15 protein-coding genes are annotated in these 14,613 nt (G+C 73.1%); 13 read left to right on the plus strand and 2 right to left on the minus strand.

Annotated features, from left to right (window positions below; genetic code table 11):
• The first annotated feature begins 40 nt into the window (after positions 1-40).
• From IT780_RS11915 to rsrA, 5 genes are all read left to right on the plus strand, one after another.
• On the plus strand, positions 41-730 hold the full coding sequence (locus IT780_RS11915) for an SOS response-associated peptidase (protein ID WP_199511563.1): 690 nt from the start codon (positions 41-43) through the stop codon (positions 728-730).
• A 242-nt stretch (positions 731-972) separates the two neighbouring features.
• Positions 973-1,368: a WhiB family transcriptional regulator gene (locus tag IT780_RS11920; RefSeq protein WP_199511564.1), complete on the plus strand. Its 396-nt coding sequence runs from the start codon at positions 973-975 to the stop codon at positions 1,366-1,368.
• A gap of 127 nt (positions 1,369-1,495) precedes the next feature.
• On the plus strand, positions 1,496-2,056 hold the full coding sequence (locus IT780_RS11925) for an alpha/beta hydrolase family protein (RefSeq protein WP_199511924.1): 561 nt from the start codon (positions 1,496-1,498) through the stop codon (positions 2,054-2,056).
• A 121-nt stretch (positions 2,057-2,177) separates the two neighbouring features.
• A complete protein-coding gene (locus IT780_RS11930) occupies positions 2,178-2,972 on the plus strand; it encodes a sigma-70 family RNA polymerase sigma factor (protein WP_307831175.1) in 795 nt (264 codons plus the stop codon).
• Between the two features lie 5 nt (positions 2,973-2,977).
• A complete protein-coding gene (rsrA, locus tag IT780_RS11935) occupies positions 2,978-3,256 on the plus strand; it encodes a mycothiol system anti-sigma-R factor (protein ID WP_199511565.1) in 279 nt (92 codons plus the stop codon).
• A gap of 62 nt (positions 3,257-3,318) precedes the next feature.
• Here rsrA and IT780_RS43440 read toward each other — a convergent pair whose 3' ends face one another.
• The gene (locus IT780_RS43440; protein ID WP_369752275.1) at positions 3,319-3,393 is read right to left on the minus strand and encodes a 50S ribosomal protein bL37; all 75 of its coding nucleotides are present in this window, start codon (positions 3,391-3,393) and stop codon (positions 3,319-3,321) included.
• Positions 3,394-3,569: 176 nt separating this feature from the next.
• On the opposite strand from IT780_RS43440, the gene IT780_RS11945 reads away from it, so the two are divergent.
• Positions 3,570-3,785, plus strand: a complete 216-nt coding sequence (locus IT780_RS11945) for a biotin/lipoyl-binding carrier protein (RefSeq protein WP_199511567.1) — start codon at positions 3,570-3,572, stop codon at positions 3,783-3,785.
• A 1-nt stretch (position 3,786) separates the two neighbouring features.
• Here IT780_RS11945 and IT780_RS11950 read toward each other — a convergent pair whose 3' ends face one another.
• On the minus strand, positions 3,787-5,412 hold the full coding sequence (locus IT780_RS11950; RefSeq protein ID WP_423438897.1) for a tetratricopeptide repeat protein: 1,626 nt from the start codon (positions 5,410-5,412) through the stop codon (positions 3,787-3,789).
• 231 nt (positions 5,413-5,643) lie between these two features.
• On the opposite strand from IT780_RS11950, the gene IT780_RS11955 reads away from it, so the two are divergent.
• The 7 genes from IT780_RS11955 to IT780_RS11985 all read left to right on the plus strand — a co-directional run bounded on the left by IT780_RS11955 (position 5,644) and on the right by IT780_RS11985 (position 14,580).
• Positions 5,644-6,678, plus strand: a complete 1,035-nt coding sequence (locus IT780_RS11955) for an SIS domain-containing protein (RefSeq protein ID WP_199511926.1) — start codon at positions 5,644-5,646, stop codon at positions 6,676-6,678.
• 22 nt (positions 6,679-6,700) lie between these two features.
• Entirely contained in the window at positions 6,701-8,248 is a 1,548-nt protein-coding gene (locus IT780_RS11960; protein WP_199511569.1) for a sensor histidine kinase, read from the plus strand.
• A gap of 184 nt (positions 8,249-8,432) precedes the next feature.
• Complete coding sequence (locus IT780_RS11965; RefSeq protein WP_199511570.1) at positions 8,433-9,776, plus strand: lysine N(6)-hydroxylase/L-ornithine N(5)-oxygenase family protein; 1,344 nt, start codon at positions 8,433-8,435, stop codon at positions 9,774-9,776.
• 12 nt (positions 9,777-9,788) lie between these two features.
• Complete coding sequence (locus IT780_RS11970) at positions 9,789-11,162, plus strand: aspartate aminotransferase family protein (RefSeq protein ID WP_199511571.1); 1,374 nt, start codon at positions 9,789-9,791, stop codon at positions 11,160-11,162.
• Positions 11,162-12,004, plus strand: coding sequence for a homoserine O-acetyltransferase/O-succinyltransferase family protein (locus tag IT780_RS11975; protein ID WP_199511572.1), 843 nt, complete (start codon positions 11,162-11,164; stop codon positions 12,002-12,004). The genes IT780_RS11970 and IT780_RS11975 overlap by 1 nt, the downstream gene beginning before the upstream one ends.
• Positions 12,001-13,272, plus strand: coding sequence for an aspartate kinase (locus IT780_RS11980; protein WP_199511573.1), 1,272 nt, complete (start codon positions 12,001-12,003; stop codon positions 13,270-13,272). The genes IT780_RS11975 and IT780_RS11980 overlap by 4 nt, the downstream gene beginning before the upstream one ends.
• Before the next feature lie 6 nt (positions 13,273-13,278).
• Positions 13,279-14,580 (plus strand): MFS transporter, encoded by a 1,302-nt coding sequence (locus IT780_RS11985; RefSeq protein ID WP_199511574.1) that lies wholly within the window; start codon positions 13,279-13,281, stop codon positions 14,578-14,580.
• Positions 14,581-14,613: the final 33 nt, after the last annotated feature.

Below are 14,613 nucleotides of genomic sequence, written 5' to 3' on the forward strand. Positions count from 1 at the left end.
GGGTCAGCGGGCGGACGGCGCGCGGCGTAGGGTCTGGCGCATGTGCGGGCGCTACGCGACGACGAAGAGCGAGGCCGATCTCGGCGAGCTCTTCGACGCTGTCGCGATCGCCGAGGCGCCGGCCGCGAGCTGGAATGTCGCACCGACCGATCCGGTGCCGCTGATCCGCATGTCCGAGCGCCACGACGCGCGGGTCGTCGACACCGCCCGCTGGGGCCTGGTGCCGCCGTGGGCCAAGGACCTGCGCGCCGGGTCCCGCATGATCAACGCCCGGGCCGAGACCGTCGCGCAGTCGCCGGCGTTCGCGCCCTCCTTCCAGCGCCGCCGCTGCCTGGTCCCGGCGGACGGCTGGTACGAGTGGGTCCGCACGGGCAAGCAGCGACAGGCGTATTACATGACCCCGCTCGACTCCTCCGTGCTCGCGTTCGCGGGCATCTGGACGATGTGGCGGGGCGAGGCGCTGACCTGCAGCGTGCTGACCACCGCCGCGCTGGGCGGCCTGCGGGCCGTGCACGACCGGATGCCGCTGATCCTGCCGGCCGAGCGCTGGCCGGCCTGGCTCGCGGGCGGGGGCGACGCCGACGAGCTGCTGCGCCCGTTGCCCGAGCGCGAGCTGGCCGCGATCGAGGTGCGCCCGGTGGGGCCCGGGGTGGGCAACGTGCGCAACGACGGACCGGAGCTGGTCACGCCCGCCGCGGCCCCCGCAGAGCTGGAGGGAACGCTGTTCTGACCGGTTCCGGATCCCGCAATGCGGCCGGAAGCGGTGTCCGAATTGCCGTGTCACCGGATATTGGCGTGCCGCTTTGCCCGCATAGGTTCGGCTTTTCCACTGCCAACTTTGTTGCGAGATAGATAAGACCCTTGTTCTGATCTTCCTCCGTGCGATAGAAACCAGCGCCGGTGTGGTGACGGTACGCACGGTGCGGACTGCGTCGCCACGGCTCTACCGGTACCCACGGGGGAGGTGGGCTGATGACACGCGCTCGTATGCCGCGTCCACACGAAGTTGCCATTGCACGGCGTGACCCGAGGCTCCTGGAAGCCATCGCGGAACGCCGGTCCGACGAAGCCTGGCGCACCCGCGGCGCCTGCCGCACGGTCGATCCGGAAACCTTTTTCCCGGCTCCGAACGAGCCCTCCGAGAGCGCTGTCGCGCTCTGCGGAGCCTGCGACGTCCAGGGGCCGTGCCTGGCCTGGGCGCTGCAGGTCGGCGACTGCCACGGGGTCTGGGGCGGCACCACGCCCCGCGAGCGCCGCGCGATGCTGATCGCCTGGCGCGAGCGGGTCCAGCCCAACGGCGATCCGGTCGACGACGGGCCTGACGAGGAGGACCGCCGCCTGTTGACCCTCGAGCCGGCCAGCCGGTAGGCCGCAGCACCCGAGCCGGTCGGCGCACCCGCGCCGGCCGGCTCATCCGTGCCCGGAAGACCCGCGGGCCGGTCATCATGGGTCCGTGCCCAGCCACGAGATCGACACGCCGCGCGGCCCCGCCCGCATGCAGGTCACCGAGCCCTCCACCGCCCCCGCAGCCCTGCTCGTGCTGGGCCACGGCGCCGGCGGGGACGTCGACGCGCCCGACCTGACCGCCGTGCACGACGCCGCCGTCGCCGCGGGCGTACGGGTGGCGCTGGTCACCCAGCCCTACCGGGTGGCGGGCCGCCGCGCCCCCGCACCCGCCGGACACCTCGACGAGGCGTGGACCACCGTGGTCGCCGGGATCCGTGAAGAAGGGCTCCCGCTGATCGTGGGCGGGCGCTCCAGCGGGGCCCGCGTCGCCTGCCGGACGGCGCACGCGCTCGGCGCCGCGGGGGTGCTCGCGCTGGCGTTCCCGCTGCACCCGCCGGGCAAGCCCGACCGCAGCCGCGCCGACGAGCTGCCCGCGGACCTGCCGGTGCTGGTCGTCAACGGCGACCGCGACCCGTTCGGGGTGCCCGAGGCGCGCGGAAGCGTCGAGGTTGCCGTACGCCCCGGAGCCGTCCACGACCTACGTCGCGACCTGCCGGGGACCGCGGAGATCGCCGTCGGCTGGTTGCGCCGCCACGGCTGGACCCGGTAAGTCGGAATGCGGACATGTGCCAATCCGTTACACCACCTGCGAAGGCTGTACATCGGAAGGGGCACTTGAGGTGCAAGCCGGAATCGGATTCGTCGAACGCGACGGCACGCAGGCCAGGAAGATGCAGGAGCTCCTGCACTCCCCGGAATGGCCCGCGGTGTCGCCGGCGGCCCTCACACCATCGGTGAGTGTCAGCACACCCGCGGTTTTTGAATCTGCGGACGGGGCACTACCCGTATCCTCGGCGGGGCGGTCGAGGGGAGACGTGCGGGTGACGCCAACAGAGCGGCCAACGGAACGACTGGAACGAACCGGACGCAGCGAGCGGACCGACGAGCGCCGTGCGCGCTTCGAGCGGGACGCGCTGCCGTTCGTCGATCAGCTGTACGCGGCGGGACTGCGGATGACGCGGAACCCGGCCGACGCCGAGGACCTGGTGCAGGAGACGTTCCTCAAGGCGTTCTCCGCGTTCCACCAGTTCGAGGAGGGCACCAACCTCAAGGCCTGGCTGTACCGCATCCTGACGAACACGTACATCAACTCGTACCGGCGTAAGCAGCGGCAGCCCGTGCAGGCGCCGACCGAGGAGATCTCGGACTGGCAGCTCGCGGCGAGCGAGTCGCACACGTCCGCCGGCCTGCGCTCGGCCGAGACCGAGGCGCTGGACCGGCTGCCCGACAGCGACGTCAAGGACGCGCTGCAGCAGCTCCCGGAGGAATTCCGGCTGGCCGTCTACCTCGCCGATGTCGAGGGTTTCTCGTACAAGGAGATCGCCGACATCATGGGTACGCCGATCGGCACCGTCATGTCCCGCCTGCACCGCGGCCGGCGCAACCTGCGCAAGCTGCTCGAGCAGTACGCGGTGGACCGGGGCATCACGCGCACGTCCGGCGCTCCGGCCGCACAGGAGGCGTGAGCGACGTGAGCGACGATGACCACAAGACCGACTGCTCCGTCGTGATCAGCGAGGTGTACCTGTACCTCGACCTGGAGTGCAGCGACGAGCGGCGCACGCTGATCAAGCAGCACCTCGACGACTGCTCGCACTGCCTGCGCGAGTACGGCATCGAGCACGAGGTGAAGGCGCTCGTGGCCCGCTGCTGCGGCGACGAGACCGCCCCCCAGGAGCTGCGCGAGCGGCTCCGGACCAAGCTCAGCGAGTACGCCGTCGACGCCGAGAGCCGGGAGTACCTGGCTTAGGTCGTCCGGCACGACGAAGAAAGGCCCGCAGCTCACGCTGCGGGCCTTTCGTCTGCCACGGCTCAGGAGTTGGGGCGCTTGCCGTGGTTCGCGCTGCTCTTCTTCCGGGCCTTCTTCTTGCGGGCCTTCTTGGCCATGTCGTTCTCCTCGTCCTCCGGCCGCGCGGGGCGGGCGGTGCGGTCTCCCGGCGGCGACGGCCGCGGGTACGTCCAACCCGCCGATCGTAGACGGCCCGGCGGCACGTCCCGTATGCCCCCGTGGGCGACCCGTGATTGGATACCGTCACCTGAGAACCTCGATGAGGAGGAGCACCATGGCCGACGAGATCCGTGCCGAGATGGTGGCCAACGTGTGGAAGGTCGTGGCCGCAGCCGGCGCCGACGTCACCGAGGGCGACACGCTGGTGATCCTCGAGTCGATGAAGATGGAGATCCCGGTGCTGGCCGAGACCGACGGGGTCCTCGCTCAGCTCGCGGTCAACGAGGGCGACGTCGTCCAGGAGGGCGACCTGATCGCCGTCATCGAGTAGGTCAGCGTCCCGGCAGCCACCGGCGCAGGCGCCCGCCGCGGCGGCGTACCCGCTGGTGGGGGACGAGCGGGACGTCGTACGTCTCCTCGGCCCGGACGATCGCGGCGGCGCGGTCGCGCACCTCGGGGGCGAGCTCCGGCGTCGACAGGGCCAGGTGCGCCACGGACCACGCCACCGCCGTGCTCGCCGCCTCGTCCAGGCGGCGGGTCACCAGCTCCGCCACGTCCCGGCGCGCCGCCGGATCCACCCACGCGTACGTGACCAGCGCGAACAGCGCCGCCTCGGTGATGCGATCCAGGCCGCCGGTGGCCAGCTCGGTCAGCAGCCGGCGGCGGTCCGACCCGGCCCAGGGCTCGTCGGTGCGATGGTGCAGCAGGCCGAGGCAGGCCCACACCGTCGCGCAGCGGTGCCACAGCGCCGGGTCGTGGGCGGCCAGGGCGCGGCCCGTTTCGTCGTCCGGCGCCGACGGCGGGGTGGCGATCAGCGCCAGCAGGTCCTCCACCTCGACCAGGACGAGCCCGAGCGCGGCGTCGTACGCGGCCGGCGGATGCGGCCAGAGCGGGTGCGCCACCCGGTGCAGCCGTTCGACCGCGGCGGGCGTGGGGCGGCCGGCGACGAACGGCTCCCGGGCGGGGTCCGGTGGCGTGCCGGGCGCCGGCGGGACCCGGCTGAGCCACGGCTGGTCGGCGCAGCACTCGGCGAGGTCGCCGTGCTCGTGCGAGTCGTCCGGGTGGTCGCGCTGGAAGTCGGCGAGGCGGACGAGGTGCGCCAGGTCGCCGTCCGCCCGGTAGCGCAGGCGGTGCGCCGTGTGCACCGCGCAGTCATACTCGGGGTTCTTCAGCAGGGCGCGGTCGATCCAGGCGAGGGCGTCGTCCAGGCGGCCGTGGTCGGCGAGGGTGCCGGCGATGTCGGCGTACACCGACAGGTCGTCGGGGTCGTACATCACCGCGCGGCGCAGGGCGGCGAGGCTCTCCGGGATGCGGCCGGCGCTGCGGTACGCGTACCCGAGCCAGATCTCCGCGAGCTTCGAGGGGCGCATCCGGGCTCCGAGCGCCGCCCATTCGACCGCCTGCCCCACCTCGCCGAGCCGGCGCGCCAGCGCGGAGCCGGCGCCCAGCAACATCGCGTGTTCGGCGTGCGCGGCGACGGCGTTGCGCACGAGCGTCAGGTACGGCTGCAGCGCCGGGCGCCCGTCCTCGGGGGCGGGGTCGCCGATCGCGGTGCACAGCTGCATGACGATCCGGGCGAGCAGCCCCGGCTCGAGCCGCTCGGCGAGCTCCGGGTCGCTGACCCACGGCACCCCGGCCCAGTCCACGCCCGGTGTGTGCCCGCTCGCTGCGGCTAGCAGGGGCAGCCCGTCCTCGGGGCGTCCGGCGGCGGCGAGCAGGTGCGCACGGGCCACGACCGTACCCACGAAGGCGTGTTGTTCCAGCGGGAACAGCTCGAGGCCGCCGTCGGCGCGCGCGGCGAGCCGGCCGAGCAGCTCGTGCGTCTCGGGCAGGGTGGGCGCGTGCGCGATCGCGCCGGCCAGGTGGTCGGCGGCGTGGTGCATCTCGCCGCGTTCGAGGGCCGCGCGGGCCTGCTCGAGGTCGCGGTCCGCGGAGCGCCGGGAGTCGTCCATGGCCACGCCTTCCTCGCCGCGCGGGCCCGGCCGACGACACCGTTCCCCACGCGAGTGGTGGCACGCCGTGTGCCACCGCACGCGAGCCTAGGCGACGATCCTCGATATGTCAGTCCTGTCCGGCTGCGCAGTAGTGCTCAATGCGTTGCGATTGCGCGCTCAAACGTGCAAGACTGCGCACCGTACGAGCGGTAGTGCGCAGAGGGGGAAGGTCCAGTGACGCAGCGAGGCCAGGGCATGGCGGCCGACATCGCGGAGCAGCCGGCGGGATACGCGCGGCTGCTCGAGGGTGAACCCGCGGCGGCCATCGCGGCCGTGGCGTCCCGGGTCGCCGAGCAGCGCCCCAGGCACGTCGTCTTCGTCGGGCGGGGCACCTCGGACCACGCCGCGCTCTACGGCGCGTACCTCACGGAGATCCGCCTCGGCATCCCGGTCGGTCTCGCGTCGCCCAGCGCCATCACCCTCTACGGCGCCCGGCCCGACCTCGCCGGCGCGCTCGTCGTCGGCGTCAGCCAGAGCGGCGGCTCGCCCGACCTCACCGAGGTGCTGAAAGTCGCCCGGGAGAGTGGCGCCCTCACCCTGGCGGTGACCAACAACCCCGCTTCGCCGCTCGCCCAGAGCGCCGAGCTGTCCGTCGACGTGTCCGCCGGTCACGAGCGCGCGGTCGCCGCGACGAAGACGTACACCGCCGAGCTGCTCGCGCTGCTGCTGCTCGTCGAGGGAGTCCGCAACGGGGACGGCACGCTGCCGGCCGACGAACGGGCCGCGCTGGACAAGCTTCCGCAGCTCGCCGAGGACACCCTCGCCGAGCGCGGGGCGGAGGAGCTGGCGCAGCGCTACCGCTTCGCCTCGCGCATGGTCACGACCGGCCGGGGGTACGCGTACCCGACCGCGCGCGAGACCGCGCTCAAGCTCATGGAGACCTCGTACCTGCCGGCGCTCGCGTTCTCCGGGGCCGACCTGCTGCACGGGCCGCTCGCGATGACCGACCCGGACGTGCCGGTGCTGGCCGTGGTGGGCAGCGGGCCCGGCGGCGGCTCGATGGCCGACGTGGTCACCCGGCTGGGCGAGCGGCGCGCGGACGTGGTCACGGTCGGCGCCCACGACATCCCCGGCGCCTCCGGGCGGCTCGCCGTCCCCGAGGTCGACGAGCGGTACGCGCCCCTGCTCGACATCCTGCCGCTGCAGAAGCTGGCGCTGTCCCTGGCGCTGGCCCGCGGCGAGGACCCCGACGCGCCACGCGGCTTGAAAAAGGTCACAGCGACGCTCTGACAACGCATGGCAGGCTTGTTCCGTGTCCACCCTGCGTGATCTCGCCGAAGAGCACACCGGCCTCGGCCCCGTCGACATCGACCACCTCACCCGGCTCGCCGGCGACTGGCAGCTGCTGTCCGACCTGTCCTTCGCCGACCTGCTGCTGTGGGTGCCGGTGCGGTCCGAGCCCGGCGTGCCGCGCTCGTTCCTGTGCGTCGCGCAGGTGCGCCCGACCACCGCGCCGACGGCGTACCAGGACGACCAGGTGGGCCGGATCGTCGGTGGTCCCGAGGTGGCGCACCTGGACATCGCGTACACGCAGGGGCGCATCTGGCGTGAGGGCGACCCGGTCTGGTACGGCGACACCCCGGCCCGCCACGAGGCCATCCCCGTCCGGCTGCGCGGCGAGGACGAGAACATCGAGGTCATCGGGGTCATCGGGCGCGACACCAACCTGTCCACCGCCCGGACGCCCAGCCAGCTCGAGCTCAACTACCTCACCACCGCCGACGACCTGGCGCAGATGGTCTCCGACGGCACGTTCCCGCCCCCGCGGCACCCCGGCGAGACCACGTCCGCACCGCGCGTCGGGGACGGGCTGATCCGGCTGGACGCGAGCGGCAAGGTCACGTACGCGAGCCCGAACGCGCAGTCCGCGTACCGCCGCCTCGGTTTCAACGCCCACCTCGTCGGCGAGGAGCTGTCGGTGCTGTCGAGCCGGCTCGCCGCCGACCCGCTGGAGGGTACGGACGCCGCCGAGCGCATCCTCTCCTCCCTGCGCGGCGAGTCCCCGCCCCGCAAGGAGGTCGAGGCGCGCGGCGCGACCGTGCTCATGCGCGCCCTGCCGCTGATGCCCGCCGGGGTGCCGATCGGCGCGCTCGTGCTGGTCCGCGACGTCACCGAGGTCCGCCGACGGGACCGCGCGCTGATGACCAAGGACGCGACGATCCGCGAGATCCACCACCGGGTCAAGAACAACCTGCAGACCGTGGCCGCGCTGCTGCGGCTGCAGGCCCGCCGGGTGGACATCCCCGAGGCGAGGAACGCGCTGCAGGAGTCCGTACGCCGGGTCGCGTCCATCGCGCTGGTGCACGAGACCCTCTCCATGTCCAGCGACGAGGCCGTCGAGTTCGACGGGATCGTGGACCGGGTGGCGACCGCCGCGGCCGAGGTGGCGGCCACCGAGATCACCGTGAAGATGCGGCGCGAGGGCACCTTCGGCGTCCTGCCCGCGGAGATCGCCACCTCGCTCGTGATGGTCCTCAACGAGCTGCTCATCAACGCCGTCGAGCATGGCTTCCCGGCGCCGCCCGAGGACGCCGCCCCGGTCGAGCCCACGATGACCCCGCCGGCGCCGGCGGGCGAGGTCGTGGTCTCGGCCCACCGCTTCCGCAAGCAGCTGCACGTCACGGTCGCCGACAACGGCCGGGGCCTGCCGGAGAACTTCAAGGCGGACGCGAGCGGCCGCCTCGGCCTGCAGATCGTCCGCGCGCTCGCGACCGGCGAGCTGCGCGGCAGCATCGAGCTGCGCAACCGCTCCGGCGGCGGCACGGAGGCCGTGCTCGTGGTCCCGCTCGGGAAGCGCTGACCCCCACCCCCCTGAACCGCCCCTGAACCGCTCCTGACCCGCTGTCCAGACCGGCTTCCAACGCCGAGTCCAGCGGGCAGTCCAGCACGCGCTCCAGCCGCCTCCCGACGATGGAAAGCAGGGGGCCACCGCGTCGACGAGGCGGGCTGAGCCCGTCGGGGCGATTCTCAGGGGGAGACTTTTCGTGTACGACGTCTTATGTGTCGGATTCGGTCCGGCCAACATCGCGCTCGCTGTCGCACTCGACGAGCTGTGGCCCGCCGCGCGGGTCAAGTTCGTGGAGCGTGAGCCCGCGCCGGCCTGGCAGCCGGCGATGATGCTCGACGGCGCCGACATCCAGAACCACCCGGTGCGTGACCTGGTCACGCCGCGCAACCCGCGCAGCCGCTACACCTTCGTCAACTACCTGCACGAGCAGGGCCGGCTGTTCAAGCACCTGAACCTGCCCGGCCACCACCCGCTGCGCAAGGAGTACGCCCGCTACGTCAAGTGGGTCGCGGAGACCGTGCCGGCCGACGTGGACTACGGGCAGAACGTCACCGCGATCCGGCTCGCCGGGGCCGACGCCGGCACCGGCGCCCGCCCGGTCGAGGTGGTCACCGCCGAGGGCCGCCGCTACCTGGGCCGGTCCGTCGTGGTCGCGCCGGGGCGCAGCCCGTACCTGCCCGCGGTGTTCGAGACCGTGCCGTTCCCGCAGGCCGCGCACACGTCCCGGTTCCTGCCGGCCGTCGCGGACCTGGACCGCGACTGGGCGGGGACGCTCGCGGTCGTCGGCGCCAGCCAGAGCGCGATCGAGGTGATCCTCGACCTCACCAACCGGTTCCCGGCCGCCCGGATCGTCAACGTCATGTCGGGCTACGGCTACCGGCTCAAGGACACCAGCCCGTTCTCCGAGGAGGTCTACTTCCCGGAGTTCGTCGACTACTACTACCGGGCCTCCGAGGAGGGCAAGCGGCGCCTGCGGGACCAGCTCCGCCCGACCAACTACTCCGCCGCCGACCGCGACGTCATCGACGCGCTCTACATGCGGATGTACGAGGACGAGCTCGACGGCCGGAGCCGGGTGACGCTGCGCGGCAACCGGCTGATCACCGGCGTACGCCACGACCAGGCCGGGGTGACCCTCGACCTGACCGAGCGCATCACCGGCGAGTGCGAGCAGCTCGCGGCGGACCGGGTGGTGCTCGCCACCGGCTACCGCGACCTGGGCACGTCCGGGCGCGCCGAACAGCTGCCGCCGCTGCTGCGGGAGATCGCCGACGTGCTCGCCGTCGACCCGGACGCCGGGCTCGCGGTCGGCCTCGACTACCGCGTGGAGAACAGCACGGCCGGCCGGGACGCCCCGCCGATCTACATCAACGGGCTCTGCGAGACCACCCACGGCCTCGGCGACGCCGGCTCGTTCAGCCTGCTCGCCCTGCGGTCGCAGGCCATCGTGGACAGCCTCCGCCGGCGCCTGACCGCACCCGAGCCCGCGACGGCCGCCGCCGACCTGGTGGGCGCGGCAGCCGTCGCCGCGACCCGATAGAGGAGATCCGACATGCAGACCTTGGAAGCGACCGCCGAGGCGGTCATCGACCTGGCCGAACCCGGACCGCTCGGCCGTGAACTGCTGGACCACCAGTCGCGTACGGAGTCCAGCGCCCGTACCTATCCGCGCCGGCTGCCGGTCGCGATCGGTGAGGCGGAGGGCTCGTACATCACCGACGTCGACGGGCGTCGCTACATCGACTTCCTCAGCGGGGCGGGGGTGCTGGCGCTCGGCCACAACCACCCCCACCTGATCGCCGCGGTGCAGTCCCAGCTGGGCAAGCTGACCCACGGCCTGGACCTGCCCACCCCGGTACGGGAGGAGTTCAAGCGCCGCCAGCTCGGCATGCTGCCGGAGTCCATGCGCGGCTCGATGAAGATGCACTTCTGCGGCCCGACCGGCGCGGACGGCGTCGAGGCGGCGGTGAAACTCTGCAAGAAGGCCACCGGCCGGGGCACCGTCGTCGCGTTCCAGGGCTCGTACCACGGGTCCACGCACGCGGCGATGTCGCTGACCTCGGAGGTCCAGCCGAAGGCCGGCCTGCACAACCTGCTGCCCGGCATCCACTTCGCGCCGTACGGCTACTGCCACCGCTGCCCGCTGAGCCTGACCCCGGACACCTGCGCCACGAACTGCGCGGAGTTCCTGGCGAACGCGCTGAACGACACGCACGGCGGGATCCAGCCGCCGGCCGCGATCATCCTCGAGCTGGTCCAGGGCGAGGGCGGGTCGATCCCGGCGCCGGTGGCGTTCGTCCGCCGGATCGCGGAGCTGGCCCGCGCGCTCGACATCCCGCTGATCGTCGACGAGGTGCAGACCGGCTGCGGCCGTACGGGCACATGGTTCGCGTTCGAGCAGTACGGCATCGAACCGGACGTGATCGTGGCCTCCAAGGGCCTGTCCGGGATGGGCCTGCCGGTCTCGGTGATCATGTTCAACGAGCGGCTCGACGGGTGGTCGCCGGGCAGCCACATCGGCACGTTCCGCGGCAACAACCTGGCCTTCGCCAGCGCCAACGCGTACCTCGACGTGGTGGCCCGCGACAACCTGCTGGCTCACGTCCGCGAGCGGGGCGCGCAGCTGATGGCCGGGCTGCGGCAGCTGCAGGTCGACACCGCGCTGATCAGCGACGTGCGGGGTCGCGGCCTCATGCTCGGCATGGAGATGTCCGCGTGCGGCACGGTCGCGGCCTCCGAGGTGGCGTCCCGGTTCCAGCGCGAGGCGCTACGGCGGGGGCTGATCGTCGAGATCGGCGGCCGCGAGGACTGCGTGGTCCGGCTGCTGCCCGCGCTCAACCTGCCCGCCGAGACGGCCGACGAGGCGCTCGCCATCATGCGCGCGGCGGCCCGGGCGGTCGAGCACGACCTCGTGGCGGTGGCGTGATGACCGCGACCGTGGCCGACCGGGTCGCCGGCCTGCTCACCGCCCCGCCGGAGCGCCTCCCGCGCATCGGCATCGTCAACCTGATGCCGCACGCCGAGCAGTACGAGCGGTGGCTGATGCCCCAGCTGGCGGCGGCGCGTGCGTTCGAGCCGGTGTGGATCCGGCTCGGCGAGCGCAAGTTCTCGCTCGACGACCCCGCGTACATCGCCGGGCAGTACGTCCGGTACGCCGACGCGGTCGCCGACGCCCCGCTGGACGCGCTGATCGTCACCGGCGCGGCGGTCGAGCATCTGCCGTACGAGCAGGTGCGCTTCCTGCCCGAGCTGGGCCCGGTCGTGCAGCGCACCGCCGACGAGGGCACGCCCGTGCTCGGCCTCTGCTGGGGTGCGCTGGCCGTGGCCCACCTGCTGTACGGAGTGCCGAAAGAGGTCTACCCGACGAAGGTCTCCGGGATGTACGAGACCGACCGGCTGGTGGACGACGGGCCGATCGCCTCCGTCCTCGACGACCGGTTCTGGTCGACCCACAGCCGGTACGCCGGCTTCGACGACGACGCCCTGGACCGCAGTCCGCACGTGCGGGCGGTGGCCCGGTCCACGGAAGCCGGCACGGTCATCGCCGAGTCCGCCGACCACCAGGTCGTCATGCACATCGGCCACCCGGAGTACGCGGGCGGGCGGCTGGCCGAGGAGTACCGCCGGGACGTCGGCGCGGGACTGACCGACGTCCTGCCTCCGGCCAATGTGGACCTCGAGCAGCCGGTGAACCGCTGGCGCAGCCACAGCCTGATCTTCTTCGCCAGCTGGGTGGGGCTCGTCCACGACCGGATGGTGGCCCGGTGAGCACACTGCTGGCGCCGGCGCCCGTCGCACCGGCTGTCGCGCCGGCCGTACCCGAGCGGGTCGTGTGGAAATTCGGCGGCTCCTCGGTGGCCGACCCGGAGAAGCTGCGGGCGGTGGCCCGGCGCCTGGTCGCCTCGAAGCGGCGCGGTACGCAGACCGTCGCGGTGCTGTCGGCCATGGGGGACACCACCGACGACCTGGTACGGCTCGCGTACGAGATGACCGGCCGGCCCCCGTCGCGCGAGCTGGACGCGCTGCTGTCGATCGGCGAGGTGGTGTCCTGCGCGCTGACCGCGATGGCGGTGCACGAGCTGGGGGAGCGGGCGATCTCGTTCAACGGCGCGCAGGCGGGGTTCCGCACCGACGACGCGTACGGCAACGCCCGGCTGTGGCAGATGGACCCGGCCCGGGTGGTGCAGGCGCTCGACGACGGCCTGATCGTGCTGGTCACCGGCTATCAGGGCACGTCGGCCACCGGTGACGTCACCACCCTGGGCCGCGGTGGCTCGGACGCCTCCGCGATCGCGCTGGCCGCCGCGCTGGGGCTGCGGCAGTGCGACATCTTCACCGACGTCACCGGCGTCTTCACCGCGGATCCCCGGGTGGTGCCGGGGGCGCGGCAGCTGGACTGCCTCGGGCACGAGGAGATGCTCCAGCTCGCCGACGCGGGCGCCCAGGTTCTGCAGACACGGGCGGTGGAACTCGCCGCCGCCCACGAGGTCGACATTCACGTGCGTTCCACGTTCACCGCGGCGGAAGGCACCTGGATCCGAAGGGGAGCGACAGTGTTCGAGCAGGCGAGGATCACCGGCGTGGCGCACCGGCGCCGGGATCCGGTCTACACCGTGCGGGACATGACCCCGGCCACGGTGTCCGGGGCGCTGGCGCGGCGCGGGGCCGCCGTCGGCTCGATCATCCCGGACCTCGGCCGGCTGCGGTTCACGGCGCCCGGCTCGGAGGTCCCGGACGTCGTCGCCGCGCTGGCGGACGCGGGCGTGGCCGTCGACGTGCGCGACGACCTCGGCAGCGTCAGCGTCGTCTGCCCGGCGGTCGGCAACCGGCCGGAGATCGGCTCCCGGATGCTCGCCGCGCTCGAGGGGGGTGGCATCAGGCCCCAGCTGGTCACGAGTACGCCCGGACGGTTCTCCTGCCACGTCGAGGTGGACCAGGTGGACCGTGCCGCCGCCGTGCTGCACGAGGAGTTCGGGCTGCACGCCGTACCGGCCGAGCTGGCCGGCGTGGGTGCCGCGGACGCGGACCGGGGCTGATTCCCGGTGGGCACCGACAGCTCCGCGCCGGCGACGGTCTGGCGCAATCCGGATTTCGTCAAGGTCTGGGGCGGCGAGACCGTCTCGCTGATGGGTTCCCAGGTCACCGATCTGGCCCTGCCGCTGGTGGCGATCCTGACGCTGCACGCGGGCGCGTTCGAGGTGGGCCTGCTGAACGTGGCCCGGTACGCGCCGTACGTACTGCTGACGCTCTTCGCCGGGGTGTGGTTCGACCGGCGCCGGCGGCGGCCCACGCTGATCGCGGCCAACCTGGGCCGGGCCGTCCTGGTCGGCCTGGTCCCGGTGGCGAGCCTGCTGCACGTGCTGTCGATGCCCTGGCTGTACGCGGTCGCGTTCGGCGCCGGGCTGCTGACCGTGCTGTTCGACGTCGGCATCCTGTCGTACGTGCCGGGGCTGGTGGAGCGCCGGCACCTCGGCGACGCGAACAGCAAGATCGCCGCCAGCTACTCGGTCGCCGGGATCGGCGGGCCGGGGCTGGCCGGCTTCCTGGTCGGCGTGCTGACGGCGCCGATCGCCCTGGCCGTCGACGCGGTGTCGTACCTGGTCTCGGCGCTGGCGCTGAGCCGGATCCGCACGAAGGAGACGACGCCCGCCGAGCCCGGCGAGCGGACCTCGATGCGCTCGCAGATCGCCGAGGGGCTGCGGGCGGTCTTCGGCAACCCCGTGCTGCGGCACCTGGCCACCCAGTCGGCGACGTTCAACCTGTTCCAGAACGTCGTGCTGACCGTGCTGCTGGTGTACCTGGTGCGGGTCCTCGGCATCGGGCCCACCCCGCTGGGCCTGGTGGTGAGCGCCGGCTCGGTGGGGGCCCTCGCCGGTGCGCTCGCGGCGAACCGGCTCCGGGCGAAACTCGGGATCGGTGGAGCGCTGCGCTGGTCCACTGTGCTCGCCTGCGTGGCACCGCTGTTCCTGCTGCTGCCGCGCGACTCCGGAACGGTCTCGCTGGTGGTGCTCGGCGCCGCGCTGGCGGTGCTCGGCGCCAACCTGGCCGTCTTCAACGTCAACGCGCTGACCCTGCGCCAGTCGGTGACCCCCGACCGGCTGCTCGGCCGGATGAACGCCAGCTACCGCCTGCTGCTGTTCGGCACTGTGCCGCTGGGCGCGTTCACCGGCGGGTCCCTCGCCGGGCTGTCCGGCGCGCGTACCGCCCTGATGGTCGGCGTGCTCGGGGTCGCGACCCCGCTGGCCTGGCTGCTGTTCTCGCCGGTCTTCCGGCTCACCGAGATCCCCGACCGCCCCGCCGACCCGCAGGCCCCGGCACTCGCCGGGTCGGCCGCCACCGACTGACAGCCACGACGTCGGCCGTCAACGACTGACAAC

The sequence above is a fragment of the Nucisporomicrobium flavum genome, assembly GCF_016464385.1.
Classification (GTDB): domain Bacteria; phylum Actinomycetota; class Actinomycetes; order Mycobacteriales; family Micromonosporaceae; genus Actinoplanes; species Actinoplanes flavus_A.

Bases quoted from the DNA above. Each gene is read 5' to 3' on its own strand.
- IT780_RS11915 (WP_199511563.1), top strand. From the start codon at position 41: ATGTGCGGGCGCTACGCGACGACGAAGAGCGAGGCCGATCTCGGCGAG.
- IT780_RS11920 (WP_199511564.1), top strand. From the start codon at position 973: ATGACACGCGCTCGTATGCCGCGTCCACACGAAGTTGCCATTGCACGG.
- IT780_RS11925 (WP_199511924.1), top strand. From the start codon at position 1,496: ATGCAGGTCACCGAGCCCTCCACCGCCCCCGCAGCCCTGCTCGTGCTG.
- IT780_RS11930 (WP_307831175.1), top strand. From the start codon at position 2,178: ATGCAGGAGCTCCTGCACTCCCCGGAATGGCCCGCGGTGTCGCCGGCG.
- IT780_RS11945 (WP_199511567.1), top strand. From the start codon at position 3,570: ATGGCCGACGAGATCCGTGCCGAGATGGTGGCCAACGTGTGGAAGGTC.
- IT780_RS11955 (WP_199511926.1), top strand. From the start codon at position 5,644: ATGGCGGCCGACATCGCGGAGCAGCCGGCGGGATACGCGCGGCTGCTC.
- IT780_RS11970 (WP_199511571.1), top strand. From the start codon at position 9,789: ATGCAGACCTTGGAAGCGACCGCCGAGGCGGTCATCGACCTGGCCGAA.
- IT780_RS11975 (WP_199511572.1), top strand. From the start codon at position 11,162: ATGACCGCGACCGTGGCCGACCGGGTCGCCGGCCTGCTCACCGCCCCG.